At 69.1% G+C, this 20,108-nt stretch carries 13 protein-coding genes and 5 pseudogenes; 5 read left to right on the top strand and 13 right to left on the bottom strand.

All coding sequences use genetic code 11. The annotated features are described in order from the left end of the window. Positions 1–617 precede the first annotated feature (617 nt). Entirely contained in the window at positions 618–1,241 is a 624-nt protein-coding gene (locus tag ACIBK6_RS41565; RefSeq protein ID WP_399058564.1) for a TetR/AcrR family transcriptional regulator, read from the bottom strand. 288 nt (positions 1,242–1,529) lie between these two features. Between ACIBK6_RS41565 and ACIBK6_RS41560 the strand changes: the two genes are divergently transcribed. The 3 genes and pseudogenes from ACIBK6_RS41560 to ACIBK6_RS41550 form a co-directional block, all read left to right on the top strand. Beyond that, complete coding sequence (locus ACIBK6_RS41560) at positions 1,530–2,456, top strand: lipocalin-like domain-containing protein (RefSeq protein ID WP_399058562.1); 927 nt, start codon at positions 1,530–1,532, stop codon at positions 2,454–2,456. Continuing rightward, a complete protein-coding gene (locus tag ACIBK6_RS41555) occupies positions 2,339–3,805 on the top strand; it encodes a polyprenyl synthetase family protein (protein ID WP_399058568.1) in 1,467 nt (488 codons plus the stop codon). Before ACIBK6_RS41560 ends, ACIBK6_RS41555 begins: the two co-directional genes overlap by 118 nt. A 205-nt stretch (positions 3,806–4,010) precedes the next feature. Beyond that, positions 4,011–4,763: pseudogene (locus tag ACIBK6_RS41550) on the top strand (Tn3 family transposase); the annotation flags it as partial. Between the two features lie 21 nt (positions 4,764–4,784). On the opposite strand, the gene ACIBK6_RS41545 reads toward ACIBK6_RS41550, so the two are convergent. From ACIBK6_RS41545 to ACIBK6_RS41505, 9 genes and pseudogenes are all read right to left on the bottom strand, one after another. Beyond that, positions 4,785–6,020: a protein-L-isoaspartate O-methyltransferase gene (locus ACIBK6_RS41545; protein ID WP_399058560.1), complete on the bottom strand. Its 1,236-nt coding sequence runs from the start codon at positions 6,018–6,020 to the stop codon at positions 4,785–4,787. 310 nt (positions 6,021–6,330) lie between these two features. Continuing rightward, positions 6,331–7,218, bottom strand: a pseudogene (locus ACIBK6_RS41540) (hypothetical protein); the annotation flags it as partial. A gap of 768 nt (positions 7,219–7,986) precedes the next feature. Beyond that, positions 7,987–8,511: a S26 family signal peptidase gene (locus ACIBK6_RS41535; RefSeq protein ID WP_399058558.1), complete on the bottom strand. Its 525-nt coding sequence runs from the start codon at positions 8,509–8,511 to the stop codon at positions 7,987–7,989. Positions 8,512–8,609: 98 nt separating this feature from the next. Beyond that, positions 8,610–10,457, bottom strand: coding sequence for an ABC transporter ATP-binding protein (locus ACIBK6_RS41530; protein WP_399058556.1), 1,848 nt, complete (start codon positions 10,455–10,457; stop codon positions 8,610–8,612). Then, positions 10,454–10,999, bottom strand: a complete 546-nt coding sequence (locus ACIBK6_RS41525; RefSeq protein WP_399058554.1) for a TlpA family protein disulfide reductase — start codon at positions 10,997–10,999, stop codon at positions 10,454–10,456. The genes ACIBK6_RS41530 and ACIBK6_RS41525 overlap by 4 nt, the downstream gene beginning before the upstream one ends. Continuing rightward, positions 10,908–11,579 (bottom strand): MauE/DoxX family redox-associated membrane protein, encoded by a 672-nt coding sequence (locus tag ACIBK6_RS41520; protein ID WP_399058552.1) that lies wholly within the window; start codon positions 11,577–11,579, stop codon positions 10,908–10,910. The genes ACIBK6_RS41525 and ACIBK6_RS41520 overlap by 92 nt, the downstream gene beginning before the upstream one ends. A gap of 98 nt (positions 11,580–11,677) precedes the next feature. Next, positions 11,678–11,851, bottom strand: a complete 174-nt coding sequence (locus tag ACIBK6_RS41515) for a hypothetical protein (protein WP_399058550.1) — start codon at positions 11,849–11,851, stop codon at positions 11,678–11,680. Positions 11,852–11,935: 84 nt separating this feature from the next. Next, the gene (locus ACIBK6_RS41510; protein ID WP_399058548.1) at positions 11,936–12,817 is read right to left on the bottom strand and encodes a helix-turn-helix domain-containing protein; all 882 of its coding nucleotides are present in this window, start codon (positions 12,815–12,817) and stop codon (positions 11,936–11,938) included. Between the two features lie 48 nt (positions 12,818–12,865). Continuing rightward, complete coding sequence (locus tag ACIBK6_RS41505) at positions 12,866–13,405, bottom strand: SDR family NAD(P)-dependent oxidoreductase (RefSeq protein ID WP_399058546.1); 540 nt, start codon at positions 13,403–13,405, stop codon at positions 12,866–12,868. Between the two features lie 840 nt (positions 13,406–14,245). Between ACIBK6_RS41505 and ACIBK6_RS41500 the strand changes: the two genes are divergently transcribed. Then, positions 14,246–15,241 (top strand): LuxR C-terminal-related transcriptional regulator, encoded by a 996-nt coding sequence (locus ACIBK6_RS41500; protein WP_399058544.1) that lies wholly within the window; start codon positions 14,246–14,248, stop codon positions 15,239–15,241. Positions 15,242–15,275: 34 nt separating this feature from the next. Here ACIBK6_RS41500 and ACIBK6_RS41495 read toward each other — a convergent pair. Both ACIBK6_RS41495 and ACIBK6_RS41490 read right to left on the bottom strand, forming a co-directional pair. Then, a pseudogene (locus ACIBK6_RS41495) lies at positions 15,276–16,029 on the bottom strand (transposase family protein). Between the two features lie 51 nt (positions 16,030–16,080). Then, a pseudogene (locus tag ACIBK6_RS41490) lies at positions 16,081–17,275 on the bottom strand (IS110 family transposase). A gap of 290 nt (positions 17,276–17,565) precedes the next feature. On the opposite strand from ACIBK6_RS41490, the gene ACIBK6_RS41485 reads away from it, so the two are divergent. Next, a complete protein-coding gene (locus ACIBK6_RS41485) occupies positions 17,566–18,417 on the top strand; it encodes an IS5 family transposase (protein ID WP_399058566.1) in 852 nt (283 codons plus the stop codon). Positions 18,418–19,490: 1,073 nt separating this feature from the next. On the opposite strand, the pseudogene ACIBK6_RS41480 reads toward ACIBK6_RS41485, so the two are convergent. After that, a pseudogene (locus ACIBK6_RS41480) lies at positions 19,491–19,958 on the bottom strand (recombinase family protein); the annotation flags it as partial. Positions 19,959–20,108: the final 150 nt, after the last annotated feature.

Genomic DNA, 20,108 nt, shown 5'->3' with positions numbered 1-20,108 from the left:
ACCCTGAGGTGCTGGACCGGCATCTGCACCACCTGCCAACAACCCCTGCCCAGCAGGACCCCAAGATCGAGACAGACCTAACGGAGTCCTACTAGTAACAATGAACCGCCACCCGCCGCCCATCGGCCCACACATCGGCCACGGTCCGCAGGTGATGGCCGTGCAGTCCGGGCACGGCACCAGATCCTCCGGCGTCCGCGCCCACCCCCGGATCCGCCAGCAGGCGGTGTCGTCGGTGGCCAGGGTGCGGGCGCTGCAGACCATGGGGCCGCGGCCGGACAGGTCCCGCAGGCAGTTCACGCCTTGGTCGTTGAGCGGGCCTTGCTGGGCGTCGGTGAGCTGTACCGGCAGGGACACCACTTCCTTGAGCGGTGCGTTGGCGGGGGCCTTGGCGACTCCCCGTTCGGCGTCGATGCGTGCTCAGACGCCGGCGATGTGTCCGCACGGCGGCACCTGGCGCTGCACGCTGTCCAGTCCGGGCACCGTCACCCACGGGTAGTACAGAGCCGCGACCCTGCCACCAGCCGCACCAAAGACCCGCTCAGCGACCCAGCACTAGAAACCGCCGGTACCCACTGCAGCCGCTGCTGCGGCTCTTGGCTGTTGGCGAACGCTCGTTATCGGCTGCGTTCTTCCTCTCGTCGCGTGCTGTGATCGTTTCTGGTGAACAGCCTGTCCAGGTACTGATCGATTGCGGTGAGCGCGTCCTGGGGCTCGACCACGTCCAGTTCGATGAGGGCGGTGAAGCCGGTGAGGGCGAGGAGCAGATTGGTCTCGGCCACCGGGTCGCGGGTGGGGCTGATGTGCCCGTCGGCCATCGCCTGGCAGATCAACTGCTCGAAGACGACGCGCCCTTGGGCGATATCGTCGCGCGCCCGCGCGTGGATGTTCTCGTTGTGCAGTGCCTCCAGGACGCAGGCGGCGCTGATCCGGCTGGCCGCGCGGGCGTCGGTATGCAAAGGGAGCATCTCTGTGAGCATCACGCGGAGCACGTCGCGGGGGTGCGGCTTGTCGCCGAGCTCCTGGAAGCCCCGGCGGACGCGCAGCGATTTCTGCTCCCACGCGGGGTCCACGGCGAAGGAGAGCATCGCCTCTCGGGAGGTGAAGTAGTGCTGTAGTGCCCCATGGGAGATGCCCGCCTCCTGTGCGACCTCACGCAGGGTCAGATGCGCGACGCCCCGCTGCTCCACCACCCGCCACAGCGCTCGGGCGAACGCTTCGCGGCGTTCGTGGTGATCCACCTGTTTCGGCATCGTCGGCTCGCAGCACCACGCCCCTGCCGTAGGCGTGGTGCACATCGCTGACTTCCATCGGGGGCTTCCTCCGGCATCGTGGCGCCATGGACGTGGAACCATGGCTGGGCTGGGCCCCGTCCAACGCCCCGCGGAGGGGCGAAGGCACGGCATCGCCCAAGACCAGCGGAGCGTTTCATCCGATGAGGTGGATAACGGTGTGATCGTCACCGGCCCACCGGCGGCGAGCCATAGGTTCGCTGAAGTGACCACCTCCCCCATGCCCCCACGGTGCGGGTGCCCGCGCAGGCACCGCACCCCCGTGTCGACGCGGCGGCCTTCGGCACTCCTCACCCCTCCGCCGGCGTCGAGATCTGGTACCTGACCGGGCACCTGCGCGACGAGGACGGCCAGGCGCACACCTGGACGTTCAGCATCCTGCGCCACCACGACGAGGAGGACCCCGCCGCCGGTCCCGGCTACTGCCTGTGCGCCACGCACCACGGCCCGGCGGGCCTCTCCTACGGCACGTGGATCACGCCCACCGCCCTGCGGGTGCTCCGGCAGGCGATCAGCGGTGACGAGGCTGTGGATCCGCGGGTCCGCACCGCGCTGGCCGAGGCCCTGGAGCAGGGCCCGCTGCTGCCCGACCAGTTGCTGCGGGAGCCCGTGACGGAGCTGGCCGGGACACTGGACATCACCGTGGGCGATGTGGCGGCGCTGCGCCGCGAGGAGGATGGAAGCTTCCGGCTGGCCTTCCAAGAGCAGGCACGGTTCGACCTGGTGCTCACCCCGGTCAAACCGGCGGTGCCGCAGTTCGCCCCCTCGGGGCGACTCCCTGATGACGCGACCGGGCTCACCTCGCTCTTCCTGTCCAGCCTGGACGTCCGGGGCACCCTGCTCATGGAGGAGGGCACACCGAAGCGGGTGGAGGGGCGGGCCTGGTTCGAGCACGACTGGGGCGCGACCTACTACCGCAACCAGCAGACGCGGGGCCTGTCGGACCACATCTGGGAGTGGGCCGGCCTGCAACTCGACAATGGCTGGGAGATCAGCGCCACCCAGGCGCGCACCTCCGATCCACCAACGGCGCCACCTCGTCGGCCATCACCCGCGCCACTGCCGTCGCCCCGGATGGCGGCGTCAGCCACCACGATGTGTCCTGGGACCCGACCCGGCACTGGACCTCAGTTGCCACCCTCAACACCTATCCGACCGCAGTAAAGGTGAGCGTCCCCGCGCTCGACCTGGATCTGGAGGCCACCGCTCCGACCGCCGGGCGGGAGATCCGCACTCTCACCGTGGGCCGCGCCTTCTGGGAGAGTCCCGCCACCGTGCGCGGCACCATGAGGGGCCTTCCCGTGACCGGAACCGCCGTCGTCCAGACGCTCCCGGACAACACCATCGGCGACATCGAGCGCTACATGCGCCGCAGCCACGGCATCGCCTGCGCGGAAGCCGCCGCTGTGTACCCGGCCGATCCGGCCGACACCGCCGCCCTCGATCTCCTCGCGGGCACACACGCCGGAACACAGCTGGACGCCACCGCCCACGCCCGTCTCCACCAAGCCCTCGCCGTCCCGGTCCTGCACCTGCTGGACAACCCCGGACGCTCCTGGCGCCCGTACATCGCGGCGACCGTCTTCTGCCTCCTGGGCACCGACCCCGAGCCCTACCGTCCCCTCACAGCGGCCACCGAACTCCTGCACACCTCAGCCCTGATCGTCGACGACATCCAAGACGGCTCCCCGACCCAACGCGGCCAGCCGAGCGTCCACGAGGTCTTCGGCACCGCCGAAACGATCACCTCCGGCACTCTCGGCTACTACACGTTCGATCCCCTCTTCCAGCGCGTCCCCCAGGCCGACCCGCCCACCATGCTGCGCATCTACCAGCTCTACCTGCGGGCCATGTGTGCCGGCCACGCCGGACAGGCCCTCGACCTGGCCGGACACCACGCCGCATTCGACGAGGCTGTCGAGACCGGCGACCCCCGAGCCCTCCTCGACCAGATCCGCACCACCCACCGCCTCAAAACGGGCAGGCTCGTCCGCTCCGCCGCCGAGGTCGCCGCCATCCTCGCGGGCGCCGATGACGCACAACTCGCGGCGATCTCCCGGTACTTCGAGGACGTCGGCATCGCCTACCAGATCAGCGACGACGTCACCGACCTGTGCGGCCAGTGCACCGCCGACGAATACCGGCAGGGCATCGCCGTCCGTTCCCCTGCCGAAGACCTGGTCAACGGCGCGGTCACCTACCCCGTGGCACACGCCACCGGCCTCCTTGACGCAACCGACCGCCGGCGCCTGCGCGCGGCCCTTCACGCGCGCACCGACGCCGGCGCAATCGAGGCGCCAGACCTGCTCAGGCACAGCGGCGCCCTCGATGTGTGCCTCGCCGAGGCCCGGGAACTGGTCGACCAGGCCTGGCAATCCCTCGACCCGCTGCTCCCACCCACCCCCCACAAGGCGATGGTGCGCGCGCTCGGCTGGTACGCGGCCCAGCGCGTGTCTGAATTCGATCCGCACACGCCGACCGGCCGCACCTCATCGCTCAGCCACGCAGACTGAAGCACCCCGCGCCTTGCACCCGGGGCAGTGCTTCTTCATGGTGTCCATACCTCGGTCAACGGCCCCCGTGTGGGCCCGATTCCAACGAGTGCGAGGCTGAAGCAGAGGGCCCCCGGCCGACCGACCTCCCCTTCCCCGCAGCTACCGGTGTGACGAGCACTGCGCGGGCTCGTTTGCGGGCGCTGGACGCCCAGCCGACACCCACGGCGCCTCGATCGTCGGCTTCGCCTTCGCCCACATGCTCGGCTTCAACCTGCTGTCCCGGCTGAAGAACGTCGGCTCGGCGCGGCTGTACCGGCCGGCGACCGGGGAGGACGCGGAGTGGCCGCACCTGGCGCCGGTGCTCTCCAGCAAGACGATCAACCGGGAGCTGATCCGCCAGCAGTACGACCAGATCGTCAAATACACCACCGCCCTGCGGCTGGGCACCGCCGGGGCCGAGCAGGTCCTGCGCCGCTTCACCCGCGGCGGCCCCAAGCACCCCACCTACCAGGCCATTGAGGAACTCGGGCGGGCGGTACGCACGGCGTTCTGCGACTACCTCGCCGACGCCGACCTGCGCCGCGGGATCAACGATGGCCTCCAGGCCGTGGAGAACTGGAACTCCGCCAACCACGACCTGTTCTACGGCAAGGACGGCGACCTGACCGCTCTGACAAGGAGAGCCGGGAAGTGTCGATGCTCGCCCTGCACCTCCTCCAGTCGGCATTGGTGTCAACACGCTTCTGCTCCAGGACATCCTGTTCCGAGGAGAAGCGGCAGAAGCGCCCTACGGACACGGACCGGCGGGCGCTGTCCCCGCTGGCTGTTCTGGACCCATGTGAACCCGTACGGCAGGTTCGAGCTGGACATGGCCGCGCACCCCCGCATCACGCTGCCCACCATGCCCGGCCCCCGCGCCGCCCCGGATGCCGCAGCCGGCGCCGGAGAACCGGCACCGGACCGTACGGAGGGGTGAATCACCGGTCAGGCGCAGGTTTCAGCCGCTGGCGCCCTGGTCGTCGTCGTAGCGGACCAGGGCCGGGGTGTAGGTCTCGGGGGCCGGGCGCCCGGCCTTCTCCCACCCGCTCAGCCAGCCGCGCAGGACCGTCAGGGACGGGGAGTCGGGGGCGTCGGCGATGATCGTGCCGTCCTGCTGGAGGACCGCGGCCGTCGTCAGCGTGGAGTGTCCGATGGCCCACAGGTCGGGGCTGAGTCCGGCCATGGTCAGGTGCGGATCGCCGGTGGCGGCCGCGTAGGTCCGCCAGGACGGCCAGTCGACCGTCTCGCCGGGGTACGGCTCGGTGTGGGTGTCCTTGAGGAGCACGTTCAGGGCGGTGCGGGCGCCGGTGTGCCGCCAGTCGTCGCGCTCGCGCCAGGCGATGGAGATCCAGGAGGGGGCGGGGACGCGGTTCTCCCAGTCCACCCAGCGGCCTGGCAGGTCGAGGTCAGTCTTCGGTGAGGCAGTCGCCTCGATATAGCCGCCGTTGAAGACGGCCTCCACGGTCGGCTGTCCGCCGCTCACGCGGACTTTGGCGACGACGGTCATGTTGGGCACCGCCGCGATGGACAGCGGGGCGACGATCAGGGCGCCGTCGACCACCTGGTCCACCCACGGCTTGGGCAGCAGGGGCGGGGTGCACCAGGCCACCATCCGATCGTAGGGGGCGCGTTCGGGGAAGCCGGCGATGCCGTCGGCGGTGAAGCAGCGGATGTTGTCCAGCCCGCGCTCGTGGTGGATGAGGTTGGCCCACACCGTCAGGTAGCGGTCGATGTCGAGACTGGTCACGGTCCCGGCGGAGCCGACGAGCTCGACGAGCGCGGGGAACAGTCGCTCCCGTGCCTGGGCGAGGGCGGCCTTCGTGGCGTGGCCGCCCCCGCTGTCGGCACCGTCGTCCACCACCGTGTACCAGTGGTCCGGGTTCCCGCCCGTATTGAACTTGCCGCCCGGGGATGTCACATCGAAGCGGAGCGTCCACTCGCAGATGCGATTCTTGGTGGCCTTCAGCTTGAAGTTGTACGTCCAGACGTAGCCCTTCCACTCCGGGGGCCACGACTGCTGGTTGGGCCCGGACTGCGTGTAGTCGATGTCCACCTGCGCTGGTTCGACCTTCGTGGGGACCTTGGCGGTCTTGTCGGGCGAGGTGTTGACGACCTTGCCGGTGTCGATCTTCGAGGTGGCGGTGATCTCGCCGGTGTACGTCGGGTCGACAGTGCCAGTGAGCAGGACGGTCACTTTCCCGCCCTTGGGGGAAAGCGGTGAAGGGCTGGGTGAACGTGTCACCCGTGACGACGCCCGGTCCGGCGACCACTCCGCCCGACACTTGTGAGGCATCGAGCTTCGCCCCGGTGACCCGCTGCGTGGTACCGGTGATCTGGGCAGCGGACACCGCACCGGGCCCGTGATTCTCGACCGTGATCCGGTAGAAGATCGGCTTACCCGCCTCGGCAGTCTCCGGACCCTTCATGCCGATCGGCACCTCGGCCGTCACCGGCGTCACCGTGGTCGTGACGGAATCGGAGTAGTGGTCCGAGGTGTTGGCGATGGTGTCCGAGGTGACCGTGCCGTCGCAGGTGATACTGCCGGTGACGCCGTTGGCGACCCTGCCGTTCAGGGGCATGGTGACCGAGCTGCCGACAGGGAGGCTCAGGGGCTGGGTGTAGGCGCCACTTGCGATGGTGCCCTTCCCGGCGGTCGCGCCGCCGGTGAACACGAACTCCCCGAAGGCCGGCTCGGTCACCTCGGTGGGGAGCTTGCCGTGGACCTTCGCGTCAGGAACGGCGTTGGGGCCTTTGTTCCCGACGGTGATCGTGTAGCCGATCGGTGAGCCGGCCTGCGCGGTCTGTGGACCTTTCATGTGCAGTGGCATCTCCGCCGGCAAGGTGACTTCGAGGTCGCGGACCTCGTAGTTGTTGGTGTTCGTGCCAGTACTGGCCGAGAATCCGAGCTTCAGTGTTCGGGGAAGCGGGTCCTGCCCCGTTGCGGTGGACAGGTCGTAGTCCTCGATGAGCCGCCGCCAGTGATTGTCCTCGCGGACCGCAACCGTCACCTTGTTGCCGATGACCGACAGCAGGACTCGGGTTGGGGCTCCGCGGGTGAGGCTGAGCGACGGCAAGGCTTTGCCGATGAGGTACCGGTAGCCGTCGTACCCGTTCCCCGATCCACGGAGGACCGCGCTGTTCGGACTTCGCCCGGGTCCGGTGTCACCGGCCTCCTTCGGGTTGGAGAATGAGCCGTACTGGTCGATGCCGATACCCACGTACCCCTTGGTGACACCCGGTTTCCGGTCGTTCTGCCCCTTGTGGTAGCAGGCGTACCCCAAGGCCCCGCCCGGGCCACCGGGGTCGGTCTCCGCCCTGCCATCGATCAGGAAGAATGACAGCCCGTCGGCGCCGCTCCCTCCGTACGCCGCGAGGTCGAACTGTACGGAGATCCCGCTGTCGCTCGGGAACGCGAGGTCGAGCAGGGCAGTCCCCGCCTGGTAGGCCCCCGCTTGGGTGAGGCCGAGTCAGCCCTGGCCCGTCATCTTCGCCGCGCCGAGCAACTTCCAGTCGGGCGGTGTTTCGGATCCGGCGAAGGACTGCCGGTAGGGAAAGATCGACATTGCGGGACCTCCGTTAAGCGCGCTGCGCGTGCCGCGCGAATGCGCGACAGGCGGCAAAACTACGCTCCGTCCGGTCCTGTACACATCGGCGTTGTCCAGCCACCGGCGAACGAACGGCGTTATCAAGAAACGTTGAGGGTACGGGCAGTGCACGGGTGCGGATATGTGCGTCCGGTCGGCGGTCGCTGCCCCCGAGGCGCGTCCAGATCGCTTCCACGAACGTTTTTCCCGACGGCGCGTTCCGGAATCTTGGCCGGATGGCGCGCGTGAGTAGCGGGCGCGGCGGTGAGCCCTGCCGTGCCGCAGGCCACGTGATCAGGGGCCCTAACCGCCCCCACAGCGACACCACGCCGCGCCGTATTACCGCGCTCTGCCATTCCCGTACGAACAGGACCGCCCACACCGCTGCTGCGAATCGAGAAGCCGAGGCCTCGATGGGGCTGAAAGTCCGATTTATTGAGAGCGGCCGAAAGGCTGCGACTTGCTGGGTGGCGCCGCTTCATCCGCGTCTCCTGTTCAGGGCAACCCTATTGGGCCCCTGTGCGGGAACTTCGTGGCACCTCAACCCGAAAACGCGGCCACTCGGCACCTGCCGGACTATTCGGGGGCGCGGACGGTGCCCAGGACGCGCTCTGCCGAGAAGTAGCCGTGCTGGCGTGAGTCGAGGCTGGCCTGGGGGTTGTCGCCGAGCAGGACCAGCTGCCCGGCGGGCACCTCTTGTTCGGGCACGGCAGCCAGTGCCCGTACTGCGGCCCGGGGAACCGCGTCACCCGATACCGCCGCGACCCTTTTGATGATCCACTGGCGACTGTAGACATCCGCCGGGCCGGCTGTGGCGCGCAGCGGTGGTTGCCGCCATCGCCCGTCCGGGCCTTGTTGTTCGATGACCACTATCTTCCCGGGTGAGGGCCGGCCGCCCCGCTCCACCAGCACCCGGTCGCCATCGTGGTAGCCGGGCTCCATGCTTCGGCCGCGTACGGTGACGCTGACGAGCCGGTGGCCGAGGATCCCGGAGGCCACCAGCCCCGCGCCCAACAGTACGGCCGGGACACCCAGCAGCGCGCCCCACGTCCTGCCGTGCGTCGGGCGGGCCACCACGGCACCAGTGGTCAGGGCTGCCACGCAGCCGATGAGTATGCCTCGCGCCGCCCGTGAGGGGCGTTGCCGACGGGCTGGGCGAAGGGGGTCCGGCCGAACAGGGCCTGGTCGTTCGGGCCTCATCAACGGCCTCCCGAGATCAGCTGGGGGTCGGAGCCGCCGTCGCTTCCGTACCCCTGTGCCTGCAATGAGAAGAGCCGAGCGTATTCACCGCCCCGTGCCATCAGCGCGCCGTGGTCGCCCTGTTCTGTGATCCGGCCGTCTGCCAGGACCACGATCCGGTCTGCTTCGCGTACTGCGCCCAGCCGGTGGGAGACCAGCACGCTGGTCCGCCCGCCCCGGTGGGCCCGCAGTGCGCCGTGGATTTCGTGCTCGGCCACGGCGTCCAGCCCTGCCGACGGTTCGTCCAGGATCATCAAATCGCGCCGGTCTCGAAGGAACGCCCGGGCCAGTGCCAGCCGTTGCCACTGCCCGCCGGAAAGCTCGGCCCCGCTTGCCGGATCGTCGGCGGGCCCGGCGGTGAATGTCCGGGAGAGCAGGGTGGTGTATCCGTGCGGGAGAGAGGTGATCCTGCTGTGGATCCCCGCCCGTTCGGCGGCTGCCTGGACCCGGTCCTGGTCGTGCATCGCCGCGAGGTCGCCGAGGGCTATGTTCTCCGCCACTGTCAGGTCGTAGTGCATGAAGTCCTGGAACACCGCGCCGATGCGCTCGCGTAGTGCGTCCGGGGCCATCTCGCGCAGATCCACACCGTCCCACAGCACGGCGCCGTGCGTCGGGTCGTAGAACCGGCAGACCAGTTTGACGAGGGTGGACTTGCCTGCCCCGTTGAGCCCGACGAGCGCGAGCGACGTGCCGTGCGGGATGTGCAGATCGAGCCCGCGCAGCACCCACGGCTGTTGGTCGGTGTACCGGAACCACACGTTGCGGAATTCGATGCCGTGCCGCAACGGGGGCGCGGCCACCGCGCGCGGGGGGACGGGGAGGTCGGGGGCGGCGGTGGTGACGGCCACATAGTGGTCCAGCATCAGCAGTGCCTGGTGTGAGCGGGCTACTTCGCCCGCCATGGATGTCAGCGCACTCTGCACGCCCGAGACGGACGCGACGAAGACGGTGATGTCACCGATGGAGAGGCCACCGGACTGTGCTGCTGTCACCGACCAGATCAGACCGGCTCCCGAGACCGCGGCGGCCAGCAGCCCCAGTCCGCTCTGGACGCGGACCTCGCGCTGGTCCACTCTTTGGCGAGCCTTGTTCGCCACTCGCCGTTCGGCCAGCATCCGGCCGCGCAGGAAACCACCGGTCCCGAACAGCCGTACTTCCTTGGCGGACCGGACGGTGCTCAGGAGTTCGCTGTAGAAGGTCTCTCGGCGTTCGGCCGGTCCGATGTCCCAGAACATTCTGGCCCGCCGTTGGGAGAGACCGATCTCCGCAAGGAGTACGGGCACCCCGGCCAGGAGCACCAATGCGGCCATCGTCGGGCTGATCACCAGCAGGGTGACGAGGAAGCCGCCGATGGTGACGGCCGCCCGGACGACCCCGAGGACGCCGTCGACAGCCTGGTTGGGCGACATGCGGCCCGCCTGCTGGGCGAGCCGCAGCCGGTCCAGAAAGTCCGGTTCCTCGAACCGGCGCAACCCCACGAACTCGTTCACCGCGCCGAACAACCGGTCCTGGGCGAGGAGTCCTACAGCACGTTCCAGCTCCGCCCGCAGATAGGCACTGACGTGCGGGAGCAGGCCTGCGATCACACCGGCTGCCGCGAGTCCGCTTCCCAGAGGGACCAGTGAGCCCAGTGACGCGCCGTGCACCAGTCCGTCGAGCAGCCGCTTGGTCAGCCAGGCCGCCGCGACCGGCATGACGCCGGCGGCCAGGGTGAGCGCCGCGTAGAGGGCCAGAGCCGCGGGTGCGGCCTCGCGGGCCAGGGTGAACGCGGCGGTGAGCCGCCGGGGGCCCGGGCGGTCGGTGGTCATGCCGCCAGGGCGGCGGGCTGGTCCAGCCGCACGTCGTTGGCGGTGACCACGGCGCCGCCGGCGCCGTCGGGCGAGACCTTCAGCACGGTGGGGAACGCCTTGACCTTGAAGGCGGCGGTCAGTTCGCCGTCCGACCGTTCGCAGACCACTCGGGCGATGGGGCGCAGCTGCTCGATGAACCCGCGGGACTCTTCGGCGTCGCCGACCACGGTCACCAGGACCCGGTCGCGGGTGATGCCACCGCGCTCCACGTGGTCCACGAACTTGGGCAGCTTGTCCCGGCAGGGTCCGCAGGTGGGCGAGAAGAAGGCCACCAGTGTGTCGTCCTGGCGCAGTTGGTGGGTCACCTCTTCGCCGTCCACGCTGGAAGCGGTGAACTCGCCGACCTGTTCACCGACGTTGATGGTGTACGTATCCACGGCCGAGTTGCTGGCGAGCATCTCGGTGTGCTCACGCAGCCTTTTGACGACGCCCAGGGTGAGGACGAGATCCAGCACGCACAGGGCGCCCACCAGGGCCACGGCCGGGATCAGGAACGACATGGTGCTTCTCCTTCTGACGGGTCGGCCGCCGCCGGGAGGCGCCGGGGACCTGGTGGACGGGGCGGAACAGCGCGATGAGGTCGTCGAGCACGGTGACCAGGCCGCCCAGCAGCAGGCCGAGCGCGGCGGGCACGACGGCCCGGCTCACTGCCAGGGGCTGCGAAGCCCCGGCGGTCCAGATCGCACCGAGCGTGGCGATCGCCAAGAGAACGGTGTTGCGTAGGAGGTGGCGGGCGCCAAGAGGGGTGGTCGAGGTGCCGAAGCACCGGCAGGAGGTGCGGGTACCCCGGCGCACGGTGATCGCGACGGCCACCGTGAACACCGTGAGCAACAGGACCGTCAGGCCCAAACCGGCCGCAGCCACCTGTGGCTGCGGCATCAGCAGCAGGGTGCAGGAGGCGAATTCGGCGAGCACCACGCCGCCTGCGGCCGGGGCGACGCTCCACGGCGGGAGCAGCATCATGTCGTGCAGGGAGGCCACGAAGGAGGGTAGGGCTCGCCGTCCGGCTACTTTACTGACGGCGGACGTCAGAAAGATGACTCCGATGAGGCAGCGGATTCCTATGGCCGCATACGGCATGGAATTCCCTCCGGTTGACTGGGCTCAATTCCCTGGAATGGGTCCTGCGGTGCGGCGGACCGTGCCTGCGCCCGCCGCACCGCAGAGCGGAAGCCGGCTCAGCAGTTGCCGGACAGGCAGACCAGCTGGCCGTTGCAGGTGTTCACCTTGCAGGCGGAGTGAGCGCACTGCCAGCAGTCGTTCCAGCAGTTCCAGCCACACGCCGAGGCCTCGACGCGGGGCACGAGACGCTCCAGCAGAGCACTTCCGGCGGCTTCGAGCTTCTTGAACATGTCACCACTCCTGTGGTTGTCGAGATGTGTCCAACACCGCTCGAATTCCTGCCTCTTCAGGCGCGGGAAACGTGCGGCTTCCTCTCACCGGACGAGTTCCGGCAATGAATACTGTGCCGGTCGACCGCAGCGGCGGTCTTGTATAAATTCGGAGTTCTCTCGGTGCCTCCGCAGCAGACGTGCCGGGAATCCGGTCATTTTCTTGAATTCGCGGCTGAAGTGAGCCTGGTCGTAATAGCCGGCCAGCAGCGCGACCTCTGCGGTGGAGTGCCCGTCCGTGAGCAGGCGCAGGCTCCGGCGCAGGCGCATGATGCGGGCCGCCGTTTTGGGCGTCACTCCGATCTGTTCCAGAAAGCGGCGTTCCAGCTGGCTCTGGCTCCAGCCGACTTCATGGGCCAGCTGCGCCATGGACAGGGCCCCCGGATGCTGGGCCAGGCGTCGCCAGGCACTGGCGACGGGCGGTGCGTGGCTGGGCCCTGCCGACCAGAGTGCGGCGAGCTCCGTGTCGAGCAGCGCGAACCGTCTGCGCCAGTCCGATTCGGCCACCAGCGCCGCCGACAGTCCGCCGCCGAGGTCACCAGGGAGGTCGGACAACTCCCATACTCTGTTGGACAGTTCATGCATCGGAATGCGGAACAGCCGGTAGGCCGCCCAAGGCGCCAGGGTGATCTCGATGCCGGTCAGCCGGGAGTCGTGCTCGCTGAACAAAGCGCTCGTCCGCAGCCCGCACACGGGAGCGGTGTAGGCCTTTGCGGACAGGGGGCCGCCTGGAGGGCTGCCGAGCCGCACCTCTCCCTCGAGTAGGAGCACCACGGAGACCGCTCCCGCCGGTAGTTCCAGGTGTCCGCACCGCGCGCCGCCATCAAGTCGGAAGCCGCGATAACGCAGCACGCCGGGGCCCAGGTCGGGCCGTGGCGGGTGCTGCATCGGGGTGCTGTTTGCCGCAGGACATGCCGAATAGTCCACGTGCGGTCCTTCTTCTCGAATCGGTGACGGCAGGCGGGGCTGCGGCGTTCAGCACGGCCCGGCAGCGGAGTCCACTTCGATGAGCTGTCCGCCGATGCCCTGGGCATCCACGGCGAGCAGCAGCAGAGCGGCGCCCGCGATGCGCTCGGTCGATGCTCCGGCCGCAGCGGCAAGAGCATTGACCTGGACCTGGTGTGTGCTGGCCGCGCGTACCCAGCGGGCCGTCTCGAGGGCGTGCTCCTGGGGTGTCACCAGCACGATCCGGGCCGGACGCCCGGCGCCGATCAGGGTGTTCCGTATGGCGTTCGCCAGGGGGTAGTCGGGTGCTTCACCAGGGAGCAGGTCCACCAGGCAGTCGATGCGGCCCAGTTCGGCCGTCACCTCGGCCAGCAGTCGTCGCAACGCCGCCGCGTCACGGGAGTCGAGTTCGTAGGGCAGCGCCGCGGCGCCGGCTCCCTCCAGTTCCCGGCAGAGCAGGGCCGCCCGGTAGGCCGAGGGGCCGACGACCGCCACGGCCGTTCCGCTGGCCACCAGCCGGGCACACAGCAGTCGCCCGACCGGTCCGTACCCGTCGATGAGCAGCGCCACTCGTGCCGACGGTGGGAGAGCCTGATCAGGCATCCCGTGCGCTGCCGGGGCCGGGTGCGACGGGAGCAAGGGGCCAGATGAAGTCACCGGGCGCCGCGGTGACGGATCGTAGGGATGGGCGAGACGGTTGGGTGATCCCTCCTGTGGAGCTGACGACCGCGCAGCTGCCGAACACGACGACGAGAAGAGCGGGAGTTGCGAGCAGACATCGTCCGAGGTGCCGCTGGATGGCCTTCATGGTGTCTCCCTTGCACGGTTGGCTGGGGGTGTGCAGCCCGGGCCCGACGGAGGGGCTCAAGACGCGGAGACAGAGAAGCACCCGGCAGATGCCGCCGTAAGGGCCTTCCCGTGGCATCTGGTTGCCATGCAGCGGGCTGCCAGACAGGTACCTCACGGCCAGGACCCGGCGCAAAGGTGTCTGGCCACCACCGTCGGGACACGTCACGATGCCCCAGGGTCCACTGCGACTGAGGCTTCAGGGAGGAGAGTTGGGGAGTTCATCAACCGGCACCGTCCGGCGGGTCCGACGGGTGTGGCCCTTCGCCCACGCCCGCCGCGGATTCCTCCTGGACAAGGCGCGGCAGCCCCCCTCGCGCACCACACCGCGCCGGCCGCGGACATCATGTCCCGACCCTGCGCAGCCGACGAGCCCGGTGTCATGGCATCCCCCCGGCCCGGCTCTCCCCTGCGCACCCCCATAGGGCAAGGGCATTGAGGCCGCACAGCCCGGGACCGCGCGCATGCGACCCGCCGCCGCACACAGCCTGGATTTCACGACGCCGGCGCACCGTGGGACGTGAGACAACCACGTCCCGGCAAGCCGGCCAGGGAAGGACACCCGTGGACGAGTCACCCGCACTCGACGCCAACGATCTCGCGGTGTACCGGGCCGTGCTGCTCCATCACGAGCATGACCGCGCCCGCCTGGCCGACCGGCTCGGCATGTCCCCAGCGCAGGTGCAGAGGGCAATGGACCGCCTGACGGCCCTGGCGCTCCTCCGCCCCTCCTGGGAACAGCCGGACCTGGTACGGGCCATCAGTCCCGATCTGGGCCTGGAACTGATGCTGCAGCGCGAACAGCAGGACCTGGCCCTGCGTCAGGAGCGGCTGGCCCAGACCCGGACGGCACTGGCGATGTTGGCCACCGAGTACGCGTCCACCGGAGCAACAGGCGCCTTCCCCCCAGCCGACGGCACGGAGCTGCTGGAGGGCCTCGACCAGATCCGCACCAGGCTGGAGACGCTGGCCAGCCGCTGCACACACGAGGCCCTGTCCTTCCAACCGGGCGGCGCACTGCCCACGGCGGCAATAGAGGCAGGACAGCCGCTGAACGAGCAGGCCATGCTGCGCGGGGTGTGCTTCCGCAGCCTCTACCTGCAGAGCATCACCAACGACCGGGTGACCATCAGCTACGTCAAGTGGGCCAGGAGCCACGGCAGCGAGATCCGGCTCGCCCCTTCGCTTCCGATGCGGCTGCTGATCGTCGACCGTGAGGAGGCCGTGATCCCCGGCAACCCCAGAAACGGACAGCCCACCGCCCTTCTGATCCGTACCCCGCCCGTGATCCGAGCACTGGAAGCACTGTTCGAGGCCTACTGGAAGGACTCCGAGCCGATGGAACCCCCCTCCGACACCCCGGCCGGACCGGAGCCGACTCCCCAGGAACGGGAGATGCTGCGCATGCTCGCAGACGGCGACAAGGACGAGACCGTAGCCCGGGCCCTCGGGATCTCGGTCCGTACCGAGCGGCGCATGGTCGCCGACATCACGGCCCGGGTGGGAGCGGGCAACCGCTTCGAACTGGCCATGAAGGCAACCAAGTTGGGGTGGATCTGACGGTTCCCCGCGCCCTGTGCGGCGGACAGCCTTTTCAACTGTAGCTCTCCAGGGTGAGGACGGCCTGTGCCGCGGTGGTGAGCCAGGTGGGACTGCAGCGGGCTTTGCGGAAGATCCGCCAGGTCTTCAGGCGGGCGATGCCGCGTTCGACGGGATACCGGAGCCTGGCGTGAGCCTTGTTCAACGACCTCTGCTGGGCGGTGAGTTCTTGACGCGGACGGCGGCGGTGCGGGACTGCGAAGGTTCCGCGGGCGCCGAGGTAGCCCAGGTCTGCCAGGACCGGGATGCCCAGCCGTCGGCAGGTGTTGATGATCCGGTGCCGACGGGCCGCAGTCAGGTCGTGCGTGCGGCCGGGCAGGACCCGGGAGATCCACACGATCCTGCCGCCGGGGTCGGTGATGACCTGGAGGTTCACGCCGTGGCGGCGGTGCTTTCCGCTGTAGTCGGCACGTGCATCGCCGACCCGGTCACACTCCGTCAGGGTGCCGTCGGCCAGCACATACTCCGCTCGCGCCTTCACCTCCCGCAGGGCCCGGGTCAGTCCCGGTGCCCGGCGGGCCAGCAGCATCACGACGGCGCGGACGTAGGCGTGGGCGGTGCCCACGCTGATCCGGAAACCGGCGGCGATCTGGGCCAGAGTGATGTGCTGGCGCAGGTACACCAGCGCGACCAGGGCACGCTGATGCGGACGCAGCTTGCACCTGCGGTCACCCTCACGAAGGACGATCAGCATCGTCACCGTCTCCACGAGTGCGTGCGGCAGATCGACAGGCAGGATACGTAACCAACGGACTCCCAATGAGGCTGTCAAGCCTGAGCAGTGACGGATCGTGAGCGAGTCATGCCGGTGTGGGTTCGTTTTTGGGTGGGTCGATTTGGAAGGTTCGGCCGTCGCGTATGAGTGCCCACAGGACGTTCAGGCGTCGGCGTGCGAAGGCGATGACGGCCTGCTTGTGTGTCTTCTTCTCGGCCCATTTGCGCTGGTAGAACGCCTTGGAGGCAGGGCAGTGCATCGCGGCGGCCTGAGCGGACATGTAGAAGACCCGCATGAGACGCCGGCAGTAGCGGGCGGTGGCGCATATTGCCGCTGATGCGTCCGGAGTCCTCGGGGACCGGAGCCAGCCCGGCGACCCCCGCGAGGCGGTCGGGACTGCCGAACACGCTCATGTCACCGCCGGTGTGTGCGATGAACTCGGCCCCGAGGATGGGACCGAGACCGGGCATGCTCAGGATGGTCTCGGCGTGCTGGTGCTCGCGAAACCGGCCCTCGATGAGCTCGTCGGTCTCTGCGATCTCCACGTCGAGGGCCATCACCTCCCCCGCGAGCTTGGCCACCATGGCGGCGGCCAGCTTCTCGCCGGAGACGGCGGTGTGCTGGGCTGCGGCGGCCTCGACGGGCTGGGAGTTGCGGACGTTGCGGTTCTTCAGCCAGACCGCGAGGCGAGTCTTGCCGATGCGGCGCAGGGCGGCCGGGGTCTGGTACCCAGTCAGCAGCACCAGAGCTCCCTTGGACTGCTTGTCGTCGAAGGCCCGCTCCAGCGCCGGGAAGTACTCCAGCATCTGGGCCCGCATCCGGTTGATCGCCCTCGTGCGGTCCGCGACCAGGTCCATCCGCCGTGCGGTGAGAATCCGCGGGTCAACGGCGATTTCACCGCCGTTGTGGACCGGCTGGAGGTCCCGGCGCATCCGGGCCTGGTCCGCGATGACGAACGCATCTTTCGCGTCACTCTTGCCGTCACCGCGGTAGGAACCGGAGACGTGGTAGACGGTGCGGCCGGGTATGTAGAGAACCTGCTGCCCGTTGTCGCGCAACAGGGCGATCATCAGCGCAGCCCCGCCGGCATTCAGGTCGATTGCCCAGGTCACCGGGTCTCCGTCGCTCAGTGAGAGGACATCCCCGATCAACTTGAGCAGATCGCTCTCCTCGTTGACCACCCGCCGTGACAGCCGGCGTGTGCCGTTCGCGTCGATCACCGTGCAGTGATGCTCGGCCTTGCCCACATCCGTACCGGCCCAGAGTTCGGGCACAGCCACCTCCGTTGTCGATCCGTCGTACAACCCGGCAGACGACCTCGGCAGCGTGTCCTTACGCAGCGATCTTGTTCGCGTATCCCAATCAGTGCCCGCGTCGTCGCGGGGAGGCGGGCGGCCAGTCCGTTGAAGCCACTGAAGGCAAGAGCCCCACAGCCACAGCCACACCCACTACCCCTGGGCTTCCCGATCTTACGAAGGACCGGAATCAACCCACCAACAACGTAAGGAGCCCCCGGGGCGGAGAGTTGAGCCTCGACTCCCCTCTCAATAGCCCAGGGGCTCCGCCCGTTCTGCCCCAATCCTCGTCACCCCATCGGTGGCCACACCGAAAAGGCTCACTGATCGAACCGGTCCTCACGGCCTGGCGGGCCGAGCGCCGCCAGCACGCCCTGGCCATCGGACGCCCGCCCGAACACAACCTGCGGCAAATCATGAACGCCATCCTGTACATGAACCGCACCGGCATCCCCTGGCGCTACCTGCCCCACGACTTCCCGCCCCACCAGACGGTCTACGGCTACTTCGCGCAGTGGGACCAGGACGGCGTCTTCGCCCAACTCACCGGGCTGCTTCGCCGCCTGGTCCGCGAGGCCGAGGGACGCAACAGCAAGCCGTCCGCCTGCGTGGACTCACAGACCATCAAGACCTCCGCCAACGTGCACCTCGAAGACCAGGGCACCGACGCCGGGAAACGCATCATCGGACGCAAGCGCCACCTGGGCTGCGACACCCTCGGCCTGCTGCTGACCGTGCTGGTCACCGCCCAGCATCTCCGACACCGCGCGGCCGGCGTCACCCTCCTGTCCCGCATCGCAGCCGCCCACCCGCACGTCACCAAGGCATGGGCGGACGCCGGCTACCGCACCACCGCCATCGAGCACGGCGCCCGCCTCGGCTACGTCGAGCCCGTCCAACGCCCGCCGGGCGTCAAGGGCTTCACGGTCATCCCGCGCCGCTGGACCGTCGAGACGTGTCAAGCACACTGCACTCATGGATGTGTGTCTTCTGGCGTGATCGGTGCGGAGACGTCGGCGGGCTGGTTCCAGAGGCGTCGGCTGTACCAACCGGCGGGTCGGGTCCGGCGTTCGTGGAGCTCGGCGAGTTCGTCCGGGTCGGCGTGGGCGATGAGCCGGTGGGGGTGACGGCTCTCCTTGCGTGCGGTGAGCCAGCCGCTGTGGATCCACTGGTAGAGGGTGGCCTTGGGCATGTCGAGTTCGGCGGACAGCTGGTCCAGCCACCACTCGTCGGGTCCGGGTTGCTCGCCGGGAGGTGCGGGTGGGCGTTCGTGGACGGGGTCGGACGAGCAGCCGAGTCGGCGCATGAGTTCGTGGACGGTTCCCTGGGTGATCCGGTCGCCGCCCTTGGCCGGGCGGAATCCCTCGGCCTCAAGGCGGTGGGTGATGCCGGTGGAGCGCATGCCCTGACCTGCCAGTTCCCTGATTCTGGCGGCGAGTTGAGGGTAGTAGCTGAGCTGTTTGAGGCTCTGGACCGGGCGGACTACCTCGCCTGTCGTGGTGGCGCCGCCGGCCCAGCAGATGGTCACCTTGACGCGTTCGCTGGTGCCGATCACCGTCAGTACGATCTTGTCGATGACCGCGCGGACGATCTCCTTGCGGTCCATGACCGTGGTTGTCTGCGCGTTCCAGAGCCCGGTGATGTCGCTGGCCAGGGCGGTGATGGTCCGCCGTTCGGCGGGGCTGAGGGTGCGCGGGCTGGTGCGGTTGAACCGGTCGCGTTCCTCGCAGAGTTCCTGCTGGGTGGCCAGCGCGGTCTCCCAGTCCTTCTCCAGCTGGCGCACGACCAGGCGGTTCTCCGGTTCGGCCAGGTGGTAGCAGCGGCGGGCCCGGTCGGCGTCGTACTCGGCCCGTTCCAGCCGCTGCGACCACACCTTCTCCAGTTCGGCCCGCTCCGTGAGGACCTGGCCGGCGGCGGTCAGCGAGACTTCGACCGCGGCGGGGGCCAGCGCGGCGAGGACCTGTGCGGTGACGAAGGCGTCCACGCAGGCGGCGTTCAGGAGCTGGCAGGAGGCAAGGGCCCCGTAGTTGGTGACGTCCCGGGAGCACAGGTACTCGGGCAGAGCATGGCTGCGCTGAGTGTGGTAACGCACGTTCATGCGCTTGCCGCAGCGTCCGCACCAGGGCAGCCCGGCCGCGAGCGAGGGCCCGTTGCGGACCGCTCCCATCGCTTCGACGCGGGCGCAATTCGCCGCCAGTTTCGCTTCGTTGGCCTCGAACTGGTCGATGGAGATGTAGGCGGGCAGGACATCGGGGATCATGACGAGCCACTCGTCCCGGGCCTGGACGGCCCGCCCGGTGCCCGGACGGGCCGGGTCCTTGCGGCGCGGGTCCACCCGGGGCCGGCCGTAGGCGTAGATACCGGTGTAGGCGGGGTTGTGCAGCAGGGTCTGCAGCGTCATCCGGTTCGGCCTCCGCCACTCCAGAGTGCCCTTGTCCGGGCCCTCCCGCAGCCGGATACCGAGCTGGATGCCGTGGTCGACGAGGAAACGCAACAGGCCGTGCAGGGTGCCGATCCGCTCGAACTGCGCGAAGACCAGGCGGGTGACGGTCTGCACCTGCTCGTCCGGATCGAAGGCCACCTCCCCCGAGGGACGGCGGACATAGCCGCTGGGCAGCGGAAAGGCGAGCTCACCTCGGCGGGCCTTGTTCAGGCGTCCGTTCCACATCCGCTGTTTGATCAGGTGGAGTTCCGCCTCGCTCATCGTGCCCTTGAGCCCGAGCAGGTAGGGTCGGCCCGGGGCGCGGTACTGGCCTTGCGGCCAGCCCGTTTCCCCGGACCGCCCTCCGCACCCGCCGTGCCCGTTCCCGAGCAACGG

The organism is Streptomyces sp. NPDC050485, from assembly GCF_044458185.1.
Taxonomy (GTDB): domain Bacteria; phylum Actinomycetota; class Actinomycetes; order Streptomycetales; family Streptomycetaceae; genus Streptomyces.
Note: the sequence above shows the minus strand (reverse complement) of the source record. Positions and strands in the feature narration are given on the sequence as shown.